General features: G+C 66.3%; 17 protein-coding genes and 1 pseudogene. 2 read left to right on the forward strand and 16 right to left on the reverse strand.

All coding sequences use genetic code 11. The features are described 5' to 3' along the window. Positions 1–4 precede the first annotated feature (4 nt). The 12 genes and pseudogenes from FUT88_RS18565 to FUT88_RS18615 form a co-directional block, all read right to left on the reverse strand. Positions 5–715: a queuosine precursor transporter gene (locus FUT88_RS18565; protein WP_147217300.1), complete on the reverse strand. Its 711-nt coding sequence runs from the start codon at positions 713–715 to the stop codon at positions 5–7. 12 nt (positions 716–727) lie between these two features. Beyond that, positions 728–1,804 (reverse strand): Holliday junction branch migration DNA helicase RuvB, encoded by a 1,077-nt coding sequence (ruvB, locus tag FUT88_RS18570; protein ID WP_027678204.1) that lies wholly within the window; start codon positions 1,802–1,804, stop codon positions 728–730. A gap of 63 nt (positions 1,805–1,867) precedes the next feature. Next, the gene (gene ruvA, locus FUT88_RS18575; RefSeq protein ID WP_147217302.1) at positions 1,868–2,449 is read right to left on the reverse strand and encodes a Holliday junction branch migration protein RuvA; all 582 of its coding nucleotides are present in this window, start codon (positions 2,447–2,449) and stop codon (positions 1,868–1,870) included. Positions 2,450–2,548: 99 nt separating this feature from the next. After that, on the reverse strand, positions 2,549–3,691 hold the full coding sequence (locus tag FUT88_RS18580; RefSeq protein WP_147217304.1) for a glycerophosphodiester phosphodiesterase: 1,143 nt from the start codon (positions 3,689–3,691) through the stop codon (positions 2,549–2,551). An 87-nt stretch (positions 3,692–3,778) separates the two neighbouring features. Then, on the reverse strand, positions 3,779–4,324 hold the full coding sequence (gene ruvC / locus FUT88_RS18585) for a crossover junction endodeoxyribonuclease RuvC (protein WP_045785821.1): 546 nt from the start codon (positions 4,322–4,324) through the stop codon (positions 3,779–3,781). Between the two features lie 83 nt (positions 4,325–4,407). Further along, the gene (gene purH / locus FUT88_RS18590) at positions 4,408–5,982 is read right to left on the reverse strand and encodes a bifunctional phosphoribosylaminoimidazolecarboxamide formyltransferase/IMP cyclohydrolase (protein ID WP_147217306.1); all 1,575 of its coding nucleotides are present in this window, start codon (positions 5,980–5,982) and stop codon (positions 4,408–4,410) included. A 96-nt stretch (positions 5,983–6,078) separates the two neighbouring features. Further along, positions 6,079–6,312 (reverse strand): Fis family transcriptional regulator, encoded by a 234-nt coding sequence (locus tag FUT88_RS18595; protein WP_004635563.1) that lies wholly within the window; start codon positions 6,310–6,312, stop codon positions 6,079–6,081. After that, a complete protein-coding gene (locus tag FUT88_RS27205; protein ID WP_410003890.1) occupies positions 6,309–6,473 on the reverse strand; it encodes a hypothetical protein in 165 nt (54 codons plus the stop codon). Before FUT88_RS27205 ends, FUT88_RS18595 begins: the two co-directional genes overlap by 4 nt. Next, a pseudogene (gene dusB, locus FUT88_RS18600) lies at positions 6,470–7,326 on the reverse strand (tRNA dihydrouridine synthase DusB). The gene FUT88_RS27205 and the pseudogene dusB overlap by 4 nt, the downstream one beginning before the upstream one ends. Before the next feature lie 243 nt (positions 7,327–7,569). Then, positions 7,570–8,853, reverse strand: coding sequence for an NAD(P)/FAD-dependent oxidoreductase (locus FUT88_RS18605; RefSeq protein WP_147217308.1), 1,284 nt, complete (start codon positions 8,851–8,853; stop codon positions 7,570–7,572). Positions 8,854–8,856: 3 nt separating this feature from the next. Next, positions 8,857–10,092 (reverse strand): UbiH/UbiF/VisC/COQ6 family ubiquinone biosynthesis hydroxylase, encoded by a 1,236-nt coding sequence (locus tag FUT88_RS18610; protein WP_147217310.1) that lies wholly within the window; start codon positions 10,090–10,092, stop codon positions 8,857–8,859. Continuing rightward, complete coding sequence (locus FUT88_RS18615) at positions 10,089–11,477, reverse strand: aminopeptidase P N-terminal domain-containing protein (protein WP_147217311.1); 1,389 nt, start codon at positions 11,475–11,477, stop codon at positions 10,089–10,091. Before FUT88_RS18615 ends, FUT88_RS18610 begins: the two co-directional genes overlap by 4 nt. A 226-nt stretch (positions 11,478–11,703) precedes the next feature. On the opposite strand from FUT88_RS18615, the gene FUT88_RS18625 reads away from it, so the two are divergent. Next, complete coding sequence (locus FUT88_RS18625) at positions 11,704–13,761, forward strand: putative bifunctional diguanylate cyclase/phosphodiesterase (RefSeq protein ID WP_147217313.1); 2,058 nt, start codon at positions 11,704–11,706, stop codon at positions 13,759–13,761. Positions 13,762–13,765: 4 nt separating this feature from the next. On the opposite strand, the gene murU is transcribed toward FUT88_RS18625, so the two are convergent. From murU to FUT88_RS18645, 4 genes are read right to left on the reverse strand one after another with little or no spacing between them, the layout of a single operon-like run. Then, a complete protein-coding gene (murU, locus tag FUT88_RS18630; protein ID WP_147217330.1) occupies positions 13,766–14,458 on the reverse strand; it encodes an N-acetylmuramate alpha-1-phosphate uridylyltransferase MurU in 693 nt (230 codons plus the stop codon). Positions 14,459–14,475: 17 nt separating this feature from the next. Then, entirely contained in the window at positions 14,476–14,802 is a 327-nt protein-coding gene (locus FUT88_RS18635) for an AzlD domain-containing protein (protein ID WP_147217315.1), read from the reverse strand. Next, complete coding sequence (locus FUT88_RS18640) at positions 14,799–15,527, reverse strand: AzlC family ABC transporter permease (RefSeq protein ID WP_147217316.1); 729 nt, start codon at positions 15,525–15,527, stop codon at positions 14,799–14,801. The genes FUT88_RS18635 and FUT88_RS18640 overlap by 4 nt, the downstream gene beginning before the upstream one ends. After that, the gene (locus tag FUT88_RS18645) at positions 15,527–16,588 is read right to left on the reverse strand and encodes an aminoglycoside phosphotransferase family protein (protein ID WP_147217318.1); all 1,062 of its coding nucleotides are present in this window, start codon (positions 16,586–16,588) and stop codon (positions 15,527–15,529) included. The genes FUT88_RS18640 and FUT88_RS18645 overlap by 1 nt, the downstream gene beginning before the upstream one ends. Before the next feature lie 176 nt (positions 16,589–16,764). On the opposite strand from FUT88_RS18645, the gene FUT88_RS18650 reads away from it, so the two are divergent. Next, positions 16,765–19,194, forward strand: a complete 2,430-nt coding sequence (locus FUT88_RS18650; protein WP_147217320.1) for an LPS-assembly protein LptD — start codon at positions 16,765–16,767, stop codon at positions 19,192–19,194.

The following is a 19,194-nucleotide window of genomic DNA, read 5'->3' on the forward strand; positions in this document are numbered from 1 at the left end:
CGCGCTACACCTTCAGCCGGAACGGCGTGAAGTCGGTATCGCGGTCGTAGTAATCCTCGTTCTCGGCGCGCTTGAGGAAGGCGACGACGCGGTAGGTGAGTGGCGTTGCGACGATTTCCCAGCCGGTCTTGAGGATGTATTGCGCGATGGCCACGCGCAGCACCTGTTCGTGCGGCCAGATGCCGTAGAAGGCGATCACGTAGAACAGCGACGAATCGACCGCCTCGCCCACCACCGTGGACCCGACGATGCGCGTCCACAGCCATTTCCCTTCCGTCGCGATCTTCATCTTCGCCAGCGTGTAGCTGTTGGCGAAGCTGCCGCACCAGAATGCGATGAGCGACCCCGCCACGATGCGCGGCGTGTTGCCGAACACGTCGTTCAGGCTCTTCTGATAGCCGGCCATGAACGGCGCTACCGGTAGCGCCAGCACCACCAGCGACATGAACGACGCGAAGATCAGCGCAGCAAAACCCGCCCACACCACGCGCCGATCACGTCCGTAGCCGTACACCTCGGTGAGGATGTCGCCAAAGATGTACGAGATCGGGAAGAACAGCACGCCCGCGCCAAATGTGACCGGCCCGAGGATCGGCAGCGTGACTTGCGCCGCCTTGGCCGCACCGATCAGGTTCGAGCACAGCAGCACCGTGACGAAGGCGGCCATGACGAAGTCGTAGTAGCGGAAGTTGCGCGACGGACTTTGGACGGTCATGGCGGCGGCTCGTCAGTTGTTGTTGTCGTCCCAGAGGTCTGGGACCGGGCCGCTCTTGGGTGCGCCCAGCCCGAAGTGCTGGTACGCCGACGCCGTAGCCACCCGCCCGCGCGGCGTGCGCTGCAGGTAGCCCTGCTGGATCAGGTAGGGCTCAAGCACGTCTTCAATCGTGTCGCGCTCTTCGCCGATGGCGGCGGCCAGGTTGTCGATGCCGACCGGCCCGCCGTTGAACTTGTGTAGGATCGCTTCGAGCAGCTTGCGGTCCATCAGGTCGAAGCCGACCGCGTCCACATCGAGCATGGCCAATGCGGCATCGGCGACTTCGCGCGTGATGACGCCGTCGGCCTTGACCTCGGCGTAGTCGCGCACGCGGCGCAGCAGGCGGTTGGCGATACGCGGCGTGCCTCGCGAGCGCTTGGCGATTTCCAGCGCACCTTCGTCCACGATATGGGCGTTCAGCAGGCCCGACGAGCGCGTGACGATCTTCGCCAGTTCGGCCGGCGTATAGAACTCCAGTCGCGCCACGATCCCGAAGCGGTCGCGCAACGGGTTGGTCAGCATGCCGGCCCGCGTGGTGGCCCCCACCAGCGTGAACGGCTGCAGATCGAGCTTGACCGAGCGCGCCGCCGGGCCCTCGCCGATCATGATGTCGATCTGGTAGTCCTCCAGCGCCGGGTACAGAATTTCTTCCACCACCGGCGAGAGCCGATGAATCTCGTCGATGAAGAGGACGTCGTTGGCTTCGAGGTTCGTGAGCAGCGCGGCCAGGTCGCCCGGGCGCTCCAGCACGGGGCCGGAAGTCTGGCGCAGGTTGACGCCCATTTCGCGCGCGATGATGTGCGCCAGCGTTGTCTTGCCGAGGCCTGGGGGGCCGAACAGCAGCACATGGTCCAGCGCTTCGCTGCGGTTCTTGGCCGCAGTCATGAAGATGTCGAGCTGGCCGCGCACCTTTTCCTGGCCGACATATTCGTCGAGCAGCTTGGGGCGCAGCGCGCGCTCGAACGCCTCCTCGTTGGGGGAGGCGGGGGAGGCTGAGATGATGCGCTCAGCAGAGACAGCCTTGGCGGCGAGCTTGTCGGTTTCGATCATGACGGGCAGACGGCGCCGGGAAGGCGCGAGCAGGCCATTCTACCGTCTTGCCGCGCCGGGGCGTCAGCCCTTGGACAGCGCCTTGAGCGCCAGCTTGATCCCCTCGGAGACGCCCGTGCCGGCCGGCACCTGCTTGATGGCGAGCGCCGCTTCCTTGTCGGAGTACCCCAGCGCCAGCAAGGCGTTCAGCACATCGACCGCGTCGTCCGAGACGGCCGGGCCGCCGGGCACGGCACCGAGGTCGGCGCCCAGCTTGCCCTTGAGTTCGAGCAGCAGGCGCTCGGCGGTCTTCTTGCCGATCCCCGGGATGCGCGTCAGCCGCCCGGCTTCCTGCAGCGTGACGGCCTGCGCGAGTTCGGCCACCGACATGCCCGACAGTACCGCCAGCGCAATGCGCGCGCCGATGCCGGAAATCTTGATGAGCTGGCGGAAGGTTTCACGTTCGGCGGCGGTGCCGAAACCGTAGAGCAGATGGGCGTCCTCACGCACGATCTGCTGGGTCAGCAGCACGACCTTTTCGCCGGTGGCGGGCAGGTTGTAGAACGTGCTCATCGGCACGTCGACCTCGTAGCCGACGCCGTGGCAATCGACCAGCAGGTGCGGCGGGTTCTTTTCGATCAGCGTCCCGGCGATGCGTCCGATCATGGGTGGGGTTCCTCCTCCAAAACGGGACGCAGTGTAGCCGAAACCTACCGCGCGGCCGATCCTGGGTCAGCCGCGCGCTACGGTTCCGGTGCGCAACAACTAGCGCTTGAAGGTCGACACGGCTTGCCGTCCCACCGCCGGATCATCGGTAAAGAAGCCATCGACGCCCGCGCGCAGGAATGTCTGGATCTCGGCAATCGAGCCGTTGACGTTGCGCGTGTTATCGGCACCGCTGCGCAGCGACGGCGGCAGGAAGGTGTTCTCCGGGCGGAAGGTGTACGGATGAACGACCAGCCCAGCGTTGTGCGCGTTGCGGATCAAGTCGGTCGGATCGGTCAGCTTGCCGTTCGCGTCGAAGCCCATGATGCTGCTCTTGTCCGGGCCGACGCCGTTGGCGTACGCGGCGATGTCGCGCATGCCCTGGCTTGTCATCATGTCGCCGAAGGTGCGGCGGTCTTTGGCGACAACAAAATCGTAGGGCTGTCGTCCGGATGTGCCCATCAGCTGCACGAGCTTCCAGTTCGGCTGGCTGTTGCCGATCTTGTTGCGGATGGCCTTGAGGTTGGCGACCTCGAACGACTGGATGTAGACCGTCGTGCGGCTGGCTGTGAAGGCGTCGCGGCGCAGGCCGTCGATCAGCCTGTCTTCGAGCGGCAGACCTATCGACTGGAAGTACGTCGGATGTTTCGTCTCGGGATAGATGCCGATGTTGCGGCCAAGCCTGGCGGATTGGTCCCGGGCCAGCGCGATGATCTCGTCGAGCGTTGGGATGTCGAACTGGTCGTTGTAGGCGACGTTGTCGGGGCGGATGCTGGGGATGCGTTCGCGTGCGCGCAGCGTTTTCAATTCACCGAGCGTGAAGTCCTCGGTGAACCAGCCGGTGACGCTCTGGCCGTCGATCGTCTTGGTGGTCTTGCGGCCGGCAAACGCTGCCACGTCGGCCACGTTCGTCGTGCCGGAGATTTCGTTCTCGTGGCGCGCAACGAGCACGCCGTCTTTGGTAGAGACAAGATCCGGCTCGATGATGTCGGCGCCGTCGTCGATGGCTTTCTGGTAAGAGGCGAGCGTGTGCTCCGGCCGCAATGCGGAGGCACCGCGATGGCCGATGACCTGCACGGTTGCGATAGGCGTGGTGTTGCCACCGCCGTTGCCGCCACCGTGGTGGTATTCCAGCCGGCAGGCGGACAACACCAGCGAGGCACTCAAGACGAACGGGCTCAGCAGGACGAGACGGCGCGGCATCGGGGGACTCCTGAATCCTGAAGACGGGTACCCCGCATGGTAGTCGCCGTGTGTGGGTGCAGCTACCTGCCGGCTTTAAGAATGCTGTCAGCCGACGAGGCGCCCGCGCCGCACGCGCAGCCCTTTTTGCGCAAGCTGCGGCGCCAGCCCGGCCATGGCGGCCAGCGTTTCGCCGCCATGCGCATGGCAGATCGCCACACCCAGCGCATCGGACGCATCGGCGCCCGGCCTGCCTTCGAGGTTGAGCAGGCGCACGACCATTTCCTGCACCTGATCCTTGTTGGCGCGGCCGTAGCCGACCACGGCCTGCTTCAGTTGCAGCGCGGTGTATTCGAACACGGGCAGGTTGCCGCTCATCAGGCCGCAGATCACCGCGCCGCGGGCCTGGCCGAGCAGCAGCGTCGACTGCGGGTTGACGTTGACGAACACCTTTTCGATGGAAGCGCAGTCCGGCCGGTAGGTGCTCACCAGTTCGGAGACACCGTCATACAGCGTCTTCAGACGGCTGGGCAGGTCGGCATTGCCGTTGCTCTTGATCGTGCCCGAGGCCACGTAGACGAGCTTGTGGCCGTGCCGTTCGAGCACGCCGAAACCCGTGGTGCGAAGGCCGGGATCGATGCCGAGGATGCGCATGAAATGGAGCGAAGCAGAAAAGAAAAACGGGGCAGGCGCCAGTCTACGCCTTGCCCCGCTGATCGGTCGAACGACCGCGCCGTTTAGTGGCGGAAGTGGCGGGTGCCCGTGAAGATCATCGCCACGTTGCGCTCGTCGGCAGCGGCGATCACTTCATCGTCGCGCACCGAGCCGCCCGGCTGGATCACGCACGAGGCGCCAGCGTCGACCACCACGTCCAGGCCATCGCGGAACGGGAAGAACGCATCCGATGCCACAGCCGAACCGGCCAGCGTCAGGCCGGCGTTCTGCGCCTTGATGCTCGCGATGCGGGCCGAGTCCACACGGCTCATCTGGCCGGCGCCCACGCCCAGCGTCATGCCGCCGCCGCAGAACACGATGGCGTTCGACTTGACGAACTTGGCGACGCGCCAGGCGAACATCAGGTCGTCCATTTCCTTCGGGGTCGGGTGGCGCTTGGTGACCACGCGCAGCTCGCTCGGCTGTACGTTCTTGGCATCCGGGCTCTGCACCAGCAGGCCGCCGCCAACGCGCTTGAAGTCGTACGCGTTCACGCCCTTGCCCAGCGGAATCTCGAGCACACGCACGTTCTGCTTGGCTGCGAACACCGCACGCGCGCCTTCCGAGAAGCCCGGGGCGATCAGCACTTCCACGAACTGCTTGGCCACCACCTGTGCGGCCGCTTCATCCAGCGGCACGTTGAAGGCGATGATGCCGCCGAAGGCCGAGGTCGAATCGGTCTTGAAGGCCTTCTCATACGCTTCCTGCGCGGTGCCGCCAATGGCCACGCCGCACGGGTTGGCGTGCTTGATGATGACGCACGCGGCGCCCTTGGCCGGGTCGAACGACTTCACGCATTCCCACGCGGCATCGGCGTCGGCAATGTTGTTGTACGACAGCTCCTTGCCCTGCAGTTGCGTGTAGTTGGCGAGCGCGCCGTCGACGGCCTTCAGGTCGCGGTAGAACGCGGCGGACTGGTGCGGATTCTCGCCGTAACGCATTTCCTGCACCTTGTCGAAGGCCAGGTTCAGCGTTTGCGGATAGGCGCTGCGCGTGCTGTGCGACTTATCGGCGCCAAGGCTCGTCAGGTAGTTGGTGATTGCACCGTCGTACTGCGCGGTGTGCGCGAACACCTTCTTGGCCAGCATGAAGTTGGTGTCGTAGCCGACCGTGTTGTTGTTGGCCTGCATTTCGGCCAGCACGGTGGCGTAGTCGGCCGGGTCAACGATGACCGTCACATCGCGATGGTTCTTCGCGGCCGAGCGCAGCATGGTCGGGCCGCCGATGTCGATGTTCTCGATGGCGTCGGCCAGCGTGCATTCGTCCTTGGCGACCGTCTGCTGGAACGGGTACAGGTTCACGACCAGCAGGTCGATGGTCGGGATGCTGTGTTCGGACAGCGCGGCCATGTGCTCGGGCAGGTCGCGGCGGGCCAGGATGCCGCCGTGCACCTTCGGGTGCAGCGTCTTGACGCGGCCGTCGAGCATTTCCGGAAAGCCGGTGTAGTCCGCCACTTCCGTCACGGGCAGGCCGGATTCGGCGAGCAGCTTGGCGGTGCCGCCGGTGGAGAGGAGCTTGACGCCGCGCTCGTGCAGGGCACGGGCAAAGTCGACGATGCCGGTCTTGTCGGAAACGGAAAGCAGGGCTTGCTGGATCATGGTGGAAACGCCGGTGGGCGGGTGTGGCGCTGGGTTTGCCAAACTGGCAGGAGGCGCCGTCAGAAAGGAAATCGGTTCAAAGGCCGGCCCGCAACCTCAGATGAGGCCGTGCTGCTGCAACTTCTTGCGCAGCGTGTTGCGGTTGATGCCGAGGTAGTCGGCCGCCTGCGACTGGTTGTTGGAAGCCCATTCCATCACGGTTTCCAGCAGCGGCCGTTCAATGGCCTGCAGCACCATGTCGTAGACGTTGGACGGGTTCTCGCCGTCCAGGTCACGGTAATACGCATCCAGGCTGTCGCGGATGCAACGTTCGATCGGGTTGCGGCTCATGCGGCAAGCAGTTCCTTGTTGTTGTCGTTGTTGCCCGTCGTGGGGTGGTCGCCACCGGTCGCCTGGTCTTCATAGACCAGGCGGTCGGACAGCGCACGCTGCTCGTCGAAGAACGCATTGACGGCGGCCAGCTGGGCCGCGGTGTCCTCGATGGTGTTCATGCGGTGGCGGAACAGGTTGGCCCCCGCCAACCGCGCGTGTACCAGGCGATGTGCTTGCGCGCGGTGCGCACGCCGGTGTATTCGCCATAGAACGCGTAGTGCTCTTCCAAATGCGCGTTCATGATGCCGCGAATCTCTTCCACTTCCGGCGCGGGCAGCAGCGTGCCGGTCTGCAGGAAGTGGGAAATCTCGCGGAACAACCACGGGCGCCCTGCGCCGCGCGGCCGATCATGATGGCGTCGGCGCCGGTCACGGCCAGCACGTGCTTGGCCTTGGCCGGCGTGGTGATGTCGCCGTTGGCCACCACCGGAATGCGCACCGACGCCTTGACCGCGGCGATGGTGTCGTATTCCGCTTCACCGTGATATAGATCGGCGCGCGTGCGGCCGTGCACGGTCAGCATGCTGATGCCCGCGTCCTGTGCAATGCGCGCCACGCTCAATGCGTTGCGGTGTTCGCGGTCCCAACCGGTGCGGATTTTCAGCGTCACCGGCACGCGATCGCCAACTGCGCCGACCACGGCCTCGACAATGCGCTGGACCAGCGGCTCGTTCTGCAGCAGCGCCGAACCGGCGGCCACGTTGCACACCTTCTTGGCCGGGCAGCCCATGTTGATGTCGATGATCTGCGCGCCGCGATCGACGTTGTAGCGCGCCGCTTCGGCCATCATCATCGGCTCGGCGCCGGCAATCTGCACCGCGATCGGCTCGACCTCGCCCGTGTGGTTGGCGCGCCGCATGGTCTTCTCGCTCTTCCAGAGCTGCGCGTTGGACGCGACCATCTCGGACACCGCATAGCCCGCGCCCAGCCGCTTGCAGAGCTGGCGGAACGGGCGGTCCGTCACACCCGCCATGGGGGCGACGAACAGGTTGTTGCGAAGGGTATGCGGTCCGATCTGCAAGGCTGGCGAGGAAGAAGCGGCTGAAAGAAACGAAAAATCACCCCTTCCGCCCAGCGTCGGATGACGATCGGGCGGAGCGACGGGAGTGAAAAATGCGAGGACGGGATTTTACCGCCAAACCGCCGGATTGCCTAAATGTTGTGCACAAACTATGCGGCAGTGCGGTCGGCGGCCGGGTGCTTGCCTTGGCTGGCGCTAGCTGAACCGTTGCAGGCCGTACGGGCGGGCGTCGATGAACGGCGTGCGCTCGCTGAGCAGATCGGCGATGAGTCGGGCGGTGCCCGGCGCGCCCGTCATGCCCAGATGGCCGTGTCCGAACGCGAAGAACACGTTGCGGTGGCGCTCCGAGCGATCGATGACGGGCAGGCTGTCGGGCAAGGAGGGGCGATGGCCCATCCATTGGCTGTCATCCGAGAATCTGAGGCCCGGAAAGAGCTGCTGGCCCTGTTGCATGAGGATGCGCGCGCGGCGGTAGTCGGGCGGCGCGTCCAGCCCGCCGATCTCCACGGTGCCGGCAATGCGCAAGCCGCCTTCCATGGGCGTGGCGATGAACTTGCGCTCGCAATCCATGATCGGCCGGGAGGGGGGCACGGTGGGGGCGCGCAGCGTGGCGTGATAGCCGCGTTCGGTGTCGAGCGGAATGCGGATGCTGGTGAGCTTCGCGCCCAGCCGCATCGACCACGCGCCCGCGCACAGCACCAGTTTCGACACGGGCAGCGTGCCGCAATCGGTGTGCAGCCGCGTCGGGCCGCCGTAGTCGCTTCGGCCGAACTCCACGTCCAGAACCTTGCGGCGCAGGAAGGTGCCGCCCGCCGCCATGAAATTGGCTGCCAGCGTTTTGACGAGCCGTTCCGGGTTGATCGTGAAGCCGTTGTCGGGCAGCAGTAAACCAGATTGGATGTCGGCGGCCAGTGCAGGCTCCAGTTCGCGCGCTTCACCGCCGCTCAGGGCTTGCGAGCGCACGCCTGTGGCATCGCGAATGGACTGCGCCAGCACGTCGCCCGACGAACGCGCCAGCGTGCGCCACACATACAGGTGGCCCGTCTGCCGGATCAGGTTTCCGTATTGCGCGGCGTCGAGCAGGTTGCGATAGCCGGGGAAGGTCGCGCTGAAGAGACTCGCCAGCGGCTGCGCCGTCGCACGGGCCTGCGCTTCGTTGCCCGCAAGCACCCATTGCAGCAGCCACGGCAGCGCGCGCGGCAGATAGGGCCAGCGCACCGTCAGCGGACCCATCGGATCGGCCAGCCATTTGGGCACCTGTTTCAGCATGCCCGGCAGCGCCATCGGCACGACCGACGCCACGCTCAGGCAGCCGGCGTTGCCGAACGAGCAGCCTTCGCCAATGCCCGCCTGATCGAGCAGTGTGACCTGGTGGCCCTCCCGCTGCAGCTGCAGCGCACAGGCCGTGCCGACAATGCCGGCACCCACCACGGTGATCTGCTGACGATCGCCCGCAGCGCTGACCTCGGTGAACGCCATCCGTTAGCCTCGCTGCCCGAACATCATCTGCCGGGCCAGCCCGTGCTTGAGCGGCGGCAGGCATTCCAGCAGCGTGAGCGCGGCGCCGCGCAGGTGGCCAAACGGCCGGCCGGGCACGGCAAACGCACGCGGCAGCAAATCGGTCAGGCCGATGGTGACGGCGCGGTCAAACGCGCGTTCGCGGGCGAAACGGGCGAGGGTCGCCGCCGTTGCCCCATCCCGAAGGGCGCGTGCCATTTCGAACGCGTCGCGCAAGCCGAGGTTGAAGCCCTGGCCTGCCACGGGGTGGATCGTCTGCGCGGCATTGCCGATGGCGGCGACGCGGCGGTCGACCGGAATGCGCTGCGCATGCAGCCCGAGCGCGAATGTGTGGCGCGGGCTAGCGTGCGTGAAGCGGCCCATGCGCTCGCCAAAGGCAGCGCCCAGTTCGGCGAGGAAGGCGTCGTCGGGCAACGCCGCGCGTCGGCGCGCTTCGTGGGGCGCACAGCACCAGACGAGCGCGTACCCAGGACCTTGCGCGTCATCCTGCGGCAGCAAGGCGAGCGGGCCTTCGGACGTGAAACGCTCCCATGCCCAGCCGTCCAGCGGGGCGCTGCAGCGCACGTGCGCGACGATGGCGGTCTGGCCGTAATCGCGCCGGCGCGCCTGGGCGATGCTGCGTTGCTGCTTGCGTGCGTCGTCGAACAAGCCGCCTTCGGCCTGGATGACGACTTCGGTTTCGATGGCCAGCGGATGACGCCCTTCGCGCAGCGCCCGCACGCGTGCCGGGGCCACCGTGCCGTCGGCGCGCGGCAGCTGCTCGACGCGCTCGACGGGCGTGTGGTCGTAGCGGGTGAGGCGGTTCGGGCGACGCGCCATCTGCGTGGCGAGTGCGGCGTTGAGCGCAGCGCTCAGGTCGCCGTATTGCACGACGTGGCCGAGCGCGGGGACGTCGTAGTCTTCGCGGCGGATATGCGCCTGCCCGAAGTGGCCGCGCTGCGAGACGTGGATGTGCGTGATAGGCGTGGCGCGCGCGGGCCAGCCGCCAATCTCCTGCAGCAGCACGCGCGAGCCGTGCGACAGCGCCAGCGCGCGCGGGTCTCGCGCGGCGGCTTCGGCATCGCGCGCATCGAACAGGGCGATGCGCCAGTCGGTGTCGCGCAGCAGCCAGTTCGCCAGCGCCAGCCCGACAGGCCCCGCGCCGACGATGGCGACGTCGAAGTCCGGCGGGGCGCTGCTCGTCGTGATGCTGTCGGTCATGCCTGGCTCCGCATCACCAGTTCGATCTCGTCCGGGGCCACGGGCACGTCGCGCGTGATGATTTCGCAGCCTTCCGGCGTGACGATGGCGTCGTCTTCGATGCGGATGCCGATGTGCCAATACTGTTCCGGCACGCCGGGCGCGGGGCGCACGTAGATGCCCGGTTCGACGGTCAGCACCATGCCGGCTTCGAGCGGGCGCCACGGGCGTTCGCCTTCAGCCGGTGCGGCGGTGCCGGGCGTGCGGTATTCGCCCACGTCGTGCACGTCCATGCCGAGCCAGTGGCCGGTGCGGTGCATGTAGAACTGACGGTATTGGCCGCCGGCGATCACGTCATCGAGGGTGCCGACCTTGTTGGCGTCGAGCAGGCCGGCGTCGAGCATGCCTTGCGCCAGCACGCGCGTGGCAGCATCGTGCGGTACGTTGTAAGGCACGCCCGGGCGCGTTTCGGCAAGGGCCGCTTCCTGCGCCGCAACCACAAGCTCATACAGTTCGCGTTGCGGGCCGGTAAAGCGGCCATTGACGGGGAACGTGCGCGTGATGTCCGACGCGTAGCCGTCCAGCTCGCAGCCGGCATCGATCAGGCAGAGATCGCCATCGCGCAGTTCGGCGTTGCCGGCGCGGTAGTGCAGCACGCACGCGTTCGGGCCCGTGGCGACAATGGAGTTATAGGCAACGCTTTGGGCGCCATGGCGGCGGAATTCGTACAGCAGCTCGGCTTCGAGATGGTATTCACGCAGGCCGGCACGCGAGGCCTGCATGGCGCGCACGTGCGCTCCGGCGGAGATGCGGCCGGCGCGACGCATGATGTCGAGTTCGCTCGGGTCCTTGAACAGCCGCATCTCATCGAGGATGGCGCGCACGTCCAGCGCCTGATGCGGCGACGACACCCCCGCGCGGCCTTGCATGCGTACCGCGTCGAGCCAGCGGCGCATGCGGCGGTCGAACGCGCTGCTCTCGGCCAGCGGATACGCCACAGCACCGGCGTTGGCGAGCAGCTTGGGCAGCGTCGCGTCGATGTCTTCCACGGAGTGCCCCTCGTCCAGGCCGAAGGCGTCCTTCGCGGCTTCCGGGCCGAATCGGAAGCCGTCCCAGATTTCGCGCTCTTCATGCTTCGGGCGGCAGAACAGCACACTGCGCGCGGGCGCGTTGCCCGCGGGTACGACGATGGCGAGCACCGCTTCGGGCTCGGTAAAACCCGTCAGGTAATAGAAGTAGCTGTCGTGCCGATAGGGGTAGTCGCTGTCGCGGTTGCGCATCGCTTCGGGCGCGGTCGGCACGATGGCGACGCCGCCATTGCCACCCGATGCCGCGCGCAGCCACTGCGCGACGCGCTCGCGGCGCTGGCGATAGGTCTGGAGGAAAGCGAGTTCGGTGGCGGACATGGCGTGTTTTCCAGCAGCAGAAAGGATGCGTCGATTGTAACGCCGCGCCGGCGGGCATTCGGAGGAGGGGCTTTGCCACACCCGAAAGGAGACTTGTGCGCTGCGCACGGCCTCTCCTAAAGTCTCGGGCGGCCACCGCCGTTAATACTCACCTGTTTTTCATCCCGGTTGCGACCTCCGCCTGCAGCGGCCTGGCCGCATTGGATCGGCCTGCCCAGGAGAACCGATGCTCGCCACCAGTTACAACCCGCTTCTCGTCCTGCTGTCCCTGTTCGTGGCCATCCTGGCGTCGTATACGGCGCTGGACATGGCAGGACGTGTCGTCACGGCGCAAGGCCGCGCGGCGTTGTGGTGGCTCGTCGGCGGCGCATCGGCCATGGGGCTGGGTATCTGGTCGATGCACTTTGTCGGCATGCTGGCGCTGAACCTGCCGATCCCGGTTGGATATGACGTTGGGATCACGCTTGCGTCACTCTCCATCGGCATTGGCGCCTCGGCATTTGCATTGTGGCTGGTCAGTCGGCGCGAACTGCCTTGGCCGCGCCTGGCGGACGGCGCGCTTCTCATGGGCGCGGGCGTGGCGGGCATGCATTACACCGGCATGGCCGCGCTGCGCATGAACCCTGGCATTCAATACGACCCTGCAAGATTTGGGTTGTCGATCGTGATTGCCGTGCTGGCATCGGGCGTGGCGCTGGGGATCGCATTCCGCCTGCGGCGGCAGTCGCGTCGCGTTCGTGCATTGCGTGCCGGTTCGGCGGTGGTGATGGGCGTGGCCATCGTCGGCATGCACTACACGGGCATGTCGGCCGCGTCGTTTCCATTCGGCAGCGTGTGCGGCGCTGCGCATACCGGGGCGAGTGCCGATTGGCTTGCGCTGGTCATCATCATCGTCACGCTGGCGGTGCTGGCCATCGCGCTCATCATCTCGGTGCTGGACCTGCGCATGGAAGCGCGCACCGCCTTGCTGGCGAACTCCCTGGCCGCGGCCAACAAGGAACTGGCTTACCTGGCGCTGCACGACAACCTGACCAAGCTGTCCAACCGCGTGCTGCTGGAAGACCGCCTGACGCAGGCGATCCGCACCGCTGACCGCGAGAAGCGCCGCTTCGCGCTCATGTTCATGGACCTCGATGGCTTCAAGGCCGTCAATGATGTCTATGGCCACCACGTGGGCGATCTGCTGCTGATCGACGTCGCGCAGCGCATCGGCGCGCGCGTGCGTCAGCAGGACACCGTGGCGCGTGTCGGCGGCGATGAATTCGTCGTGCTCGCCTATGTGGACGATCCGGAAGACGCCGGCACCCTGGCCGACGCGTTGCTGCAAGTGGTGCGTGAGCCTTTCATGGCAGGCGGTCACGAGCTGCGCGTGTCAACGAGCATCGGCATTGCGATCTACCCCGGCGACGGCGGCAACCAGCACGATCTGCTGACCAATGCCGATGCGGCGATGTACCACGCGAAGGGCCTGGGCCGGAATGCCTACAGTTTCTTCGCGCCCTCGATGAACGCCGATGTGCATCAGCAGTTGCAGCTTGTGCAGGACTTGCGCCGCGCGGTTGAGCGGCACGAACTCGTGCTGCATTACCAGCCGAAATTCAACGCGCCCAACGGGCCGATCATGGGCGTCGAGGCGCTCGTGCGTTGGCAGCATCCGCAGCGCGGTTTGGTGCCCGCCGACGAGTTCATCCCGCTGGCTGAAAAGACCGGCCTCATCGTGCCGCTCGGCGCGTGGGTGCTGGACGAAGCCTGTCGCCAGATGGCGCAATGGCACCGCGAGGGGCGCACCGGCTGGACCGTCGCCGTGAATCTCTCCGCGCTGCAGTTCAGCCACGCCGCGCTCATCGACACCGTGCGCGATACGCTCGCGCGCCACGCGCTGGACCCGCGCAGCCTGACGCTGGAGATCACGGAATCGACCGCCATGCGCGACGTAGATGCCAGCCTGCAGATCCTGCAGCAGCTCGACGCGATGGGCGTGCGGATTTCCATTGACGATTTCGGGACCGGCTATTCGAGTCTGCTGTATCTCAAGCGCTTGCCTGCCAGTGAGCTGAAGATTGATCGCGGTTTCGTGCGCGACCTGGCGCACGACACGGAAGACGCGGCCATCGTCTCAGCCATCGTGGCGCTGGGCCAGACGCTGAACCTGCGCATCGTCGCAGAAGGTGTGGAGACGGCCGAGCAGCAGGCGTTTCTTACGCGGCTTGGCTGTCATTCGCTGCAGGGCTACCTGCTGGGCCGCCCGATGACGGCCGAATCATTGAGCGCCGCGATGGCGTAAGCGCCTAGCGCGCCGCGAGTTCTGCGTCGAGTGCGGCCAGCTGGGCTGGCGTACCGACGTTTTCCCAGCGACCGTCGAAGCGCTCGCCCGTAGCCCGGCCTTCGGCGATGGCCTGGTGGTACAGCGGCGTCATCGCCAACCGCGTGCCGGGCGTGATGCCGGCAAACAGGCGCGTGTCGTACAAGCCGATGTTGCCGAAGGTGAGGCGCGCGGCGCCATCGGCGTGGAGCACGCCTTCGTTATCCAGCGCGAAATCGCCGCGCAGGTGGTACGGCGGGTTCGGCACCATCACCAGGTGCATGCTGGGCGCCGCTTGCGCGGCCATTGCGGGCGCCCGGTCGCGCAGCAAGGCGTAGTCGTAATCGCAGAACACATCGCCGCTGACGGCGATGAATACGCTGTGGCCCTCGCCGGCATGCAGCAGCGACATGGCCTGCGCGACCCCGCCCGCCGTTTCCAGCGCCTGCCCCTCCGGCGAATACGCGAGGCGCACGCCCCACGCGCTGCCATCTCCCAGCGCGGTTTCGATCTGCGCGCCGAGCCATGCGTGGTTGATGACGATGTCGCGCACGCCAGCCGCAGCCAGGCGCTCGATCTGCCAGACGATCAGCGGTTTGCCGCCCACGGTAAGCAGCGGCTTGGGCGTGTGGTCGGTCAGCGGGCGCATGCGGTCGCCGCGGCCCGCCGCGAAAATCATGGCGCGCGTGGTCGAATTCAAGCCATCACCTTCATGAGAATCAGCAGCACAGCCATGCCGCCGACGATGGTCCACATCGCGCTCTTCGTCACCCGTGCGATGACGATGGCGACGATGCCGGCAAGCAGGCGAGGGTTGTCGACCGACACTGCGAGCGCACCGTCGCGCATCAGCAGGTCGGGCGCGATGAGCGCGGTCAGCATCGCGGCCGGCACGTAGGGCAGGGCGTTGCGGAACCACATCGGCAGGTTCATGCGCCCTTCGAGCGCGATGAACGATAGGCGGATCAAGTAGGTCGCCGCGCCGGCAATCAGCAGCACGCCGAAAAGGATGAGCGCTTTCATGCGGCAGCCCCCTTGTCGGACGGCCGGGCAAGCAAGCGCTCAACCAGCGCACCGACGGCGATGCCCACGCACGCCGCGCTCATCAGCCCGAGCTTGTGCGGCCAGCCCGTCCACGCCACGGCCAGCGCGGCGCCGGCCAATGCCGCAGCGAGTTGGGCGCGCGTGCGCAGTGCCGGCACCACGATGGCGATGAACGTCAGCGGCAGGAAGAAATCAAGCGGCCAGGAGGTCGGCACCTGCGCCCCCAGCACCACGCCGACGATCGTCGACGCCTGCCAGCTCGACCACAGCGCCACGCCGGCGCCGAGGAAATACCAATGGCGGTAGGCGGCTTCCTCGCTGCCGGGCTGCGCGGTGACAACGCGGCGGTTCATGGCGGCGAAGGCTTCGTCAGTCAGCAGATAGGCGATCAGCCATTTCCAGCGGCGCGGCAGGTGCGCCAGCGCGGGCGCAATGCTGGCCGAATACAGCGCGTGCCGCAGATTCACCATCGATACCGTCGCCGCAATGACCAGCGCTGGCGCGCCACCGGCCCACAGCTGCACGAGGATCATCTGCGAGGCGCCACCGAAAACGATGGCGCTCATCGCCACGGCAAGCCACGCGGGCATGCCGGCGGACGTGGCCAGCACGCCGTAGATCATGCCGAACGGCACCACGCCCAGCAGCATGGGGGCGAGCGCCAGCATGCCGGCGCGGAACTCGACGGCGCGCGGGGATGACATCAGAACGTGTAGCCGATCTGCTGTGCGCGATCTTCGAGTTGATCGAGCAGGCGGGCCAGGGGCGCCAGCGCGTTGTAGCGGCTGCACACACGGCGCAGGTAGGCGATGAAGCGGGGGGTGTCTTCCACGTAGCCGGTCTTGCCGTCGCGGTAGCACAGGCGCGCAAAGATGCCGGCCACCTTCAGATGGCGTTGCGCGCCCATCCATTCGAGCGCGCGGTAGAACTCGCCGAAGTCTTCATCGACCGGCAGCTTGGCCGCGCGGGCGGCTTCCCAGTAGCGCACGGCCCAATCCAGCTCCTGCTCTTCGTCCCACGACAGGAAGGCGTCGCGCAGCAGTGAGGCCGCGTCGTAGGTGATTGGCCCGTAGACGGCGTCCTGGAAGTCCAGCACACCCGGCTGCGAAGGGTCGGCCGCGTTCACCATCAGGTTGCGCGGCATGTAGTCACGGTGGACATACACGCGCGGCTGGGCCAAGGCGCTGTCGACCAGCAGCTTGAACACCTTGTCGAGCGATTCGCGCTGCGTGGCGTCCAACGGGCGTTGCAGGTGGCGGTCGACATACCAGTCGGGAAACAGCGACAGCTCGCGGCGCAGCAGCGCTTCGTCGTACGGCGGCAGTTCACCTTCGCGCGATGCCGACTGCCAGCGCACCAGGGTATGGATGGCCGGGCGGAACAGCGTATTGGCGTAGGCGAGGTCGAAATTGCGCTCGCGCAGCGATTGCAGATACGTTTGCGGGCCCAGATCGGTCAGCAGCAGGAAGCCCTGCGCGAGATCCTGCTCCAGCACCTGCGGCGCACGCACGCCCGCACCGTTGAGCAGACCGGCCACATGGACGAACGGGCGGCAGTCTTCCTGCGGCGGCGGGGCGTCCATGACGATCAGCGTGCCGTTGGAGCTGTCCAGACGGAAATAGCGGCGGAAGCTGGCATCGGCCGAGGCGGGTTGCAGCGTGTCGATGCGCAGGCCGTGGGCGGCGGGCAATGTGCCGAGCCAGTCGCGCAGTTGGCTGAGGCGTGCGTCGGTTGCGCCTGCTGCGGCGCCAGGGGTCGAAGCCATGCTGAGAGAATGCTGGAATGAGGCTGGAAGGAAGCCCCGTATAATACCCGACCGAGTTTCGCCGCGAGCGAGCGCCGGCCCTGTCCAGGCCGCGTCCGGCGGCGGGATTGACCGCACTACTGACTGATTTTGTGCCTGTGCGTGCCGTTGCGCGCGCGGCCCCGTTCCCGATCTGCATGACCGAACCGAACCGAGCCAGGAAAAACCGGCAGCGCGCCCCTGTTGCCGCGCCCGATCAGCGGCCCGCCAACCGGCGCGGCGCGCTGGCATTGCGCCCGCTGGTGTTCGCAGTGGCCGGTGTCTGGACGGCGACGTCCGCGGCGCAGAGCGCGGACACCACGCAAGCGACGGCGCCTGCTGCCACGCCGGCCTCCTCGGTGACGGCGCTGGCGACGTCCGGCCCGACCACGCCCGGCGGCAGCCCGCTGGTGCCCAAGATGGCCGAGCCCGTCCAGCGTCCCGACAACACTGTCCCCACCTTCACGGCGGCCGACAAGATGGACGGCCGCACCAACGAAGACATCCACCTGCGCGGAAATGGCGAACTGCGCCGCAACGGTTCAGTGCTGAAGGGCGACACGCTCGATTACAACCAGGACACCGACCTGGCCACGGCCACCGGCAACGTGCGGCTGTTCAAGGGCGGCACGCTCGTCACCGGCCCGGACGCCAAGCTCAAGGTCACCGCCAACGAAGGCACCATTAGCACGCCCACGTACGAGTTCCACACGACCGGCGGCCGCGGCACCGCAGACCGGATCGATTTCATCGACAAGGACAACAGCCGCATCACGCGCGGCACCTACACCACCTGCTCGCCCGACAACGTCGACTGGTACTTCAGCGCGAGCCGCATCGATATCGACAGCGACCGCCAGGTCGGCACCGGCCGCAACGGCGTGCTGCACTTCTTCGGCGTGCCGGTGTTTGCTGCGCCGGTCATGGACTTTCCGCTCAACGACGATCGGCGCAGCGGTTTCCTGGCTCCGGTGTTCGGCTACAACAGCCGCAGCGGGGCCGACGTCACGCTGCCGTACTACTTCAATCTCGCGCCGAACCGCGATCTGACGTTGTATCCCCGTCTGCTGACCCAGCGTGGCCTGCAGCTCGGCGCCGAGTACCGCTATCTCGATACGTCATACAGCGGCGTCCTGCGTGGCGAATTCCTGCCCGATGACCGCGACGCCGGTCGTAGCCGCTGGTCGATTTCGGCGGTACACACGCAGCGCCTGGCACCTGGCCTGACCGGCTACATTAACTACAACAAGGTTTCCGACAACACCTACCCCGATGACCTGGGCCGCAGCATCGTCACGGCGACGCAGCGTCAGTACACCCAGGAAGGCGGTGTCACCTACTCGTTCGGCGACTGGGTGGCGTTGGCGCGTGTGCAGAAATTCCAGACGTTGTCGACCGCCACAACGCCACTGACAGCACCGTATGAGCGCCTGCCGCAGTTGAGCCTGACCTATAACAAGTACGACCTTGGCGGCTTTGACATCAATTTCCTGACCGATTACACCCGGTTCTCGATCCCGACGGCCAATACTGTCCAGGGCGAGCGGCTGTTCATGCAGCCGACGATCAGCTACCCGATCGTCCGCCCCGGCTGGTACGTCACGCCAAAGTTCATTCTCAACACCACTGCATACCGTCTGGACCGCCCGGCCGGCGATACGCAGGACACGCAGATCAATCGCACGTTGCCCACGTTCTCGCTCGATTCGGGCATGACGTTCGAGCGCGATGCGCCGCTGGTCTCCAAACTGTTTGGCGTGAGCTACATCCAGACGCTGGAGCCGCGCGTGTTCTACGTGTACACGCCGTATCGTGACCAGTCGCAGATTCCTCTGTTCGATACCGGCCAGTCGGACTACAACCTCGGCCAGATCTTTACCGAGAACCCGTACACCGGTTACGACCGCATTGCCGACAACAACAAGGTGACGGCAGGTGTGACCACGCGTTTTATCGAGGCCGAATCAGGCATCGAGCGCTTGCGCGCAACGATCGCACAGCGCATCGATCTCGAAGGCCAGCGCGTGACGCTGGCGGGCGCGGCCCCCACGTCGGTGCGTCGCTATTCGGACCTTCTGGGCGCGACCACGATCCAGATGTTCCGCGGCATCTTTTTCGATACGAACCTTCAGTACAATCAGGACATCGATCGCATCATGCGCTCGACTGTCGCGTTCAGCTGGAAGCCGGAAGCCAACAAGGTGATCAACCTAGGCTATCGCTATTACCGGCAAGACGCGAATACCGGTCAGCTGCCGCTGGAACAGGCCGATATCTCAACGCAGTGGCCGATTACCCGGCGCCTCTACGGCCTGGGTCGCATTGGTTACGACCTGGATGCGCGCAAGCCGTCGGATATGCTGCTTGGCCTCGAGTATGTGGCGGACTGCTGGGTCGGTCGACTGGCGGTGCAGCGCTACAGCAATGCAGTTTCGGGCTATACGACGCATATCTTTGCCCAGATCGAATTCAAGGGTTTGTCGAAGGTGGGGAACAATCCGATCGACGTGATTCGCCTGAACGTGCCCGGCTACCAGCCGGTGAGCGCACAGCCGATCACGCCGTCCGTGCTGGATCAATATGAATAA

It is taken from the genome of Ralstonia sp. TCR112 (genome assembly GCF_007997035.1).
Lineage (GTDB): Bacteria > Pseudomonadota > Gammaproteobacteria > Burkholderiales > Burkholderiaceae > Ralstonia > Ralstonia edaphi.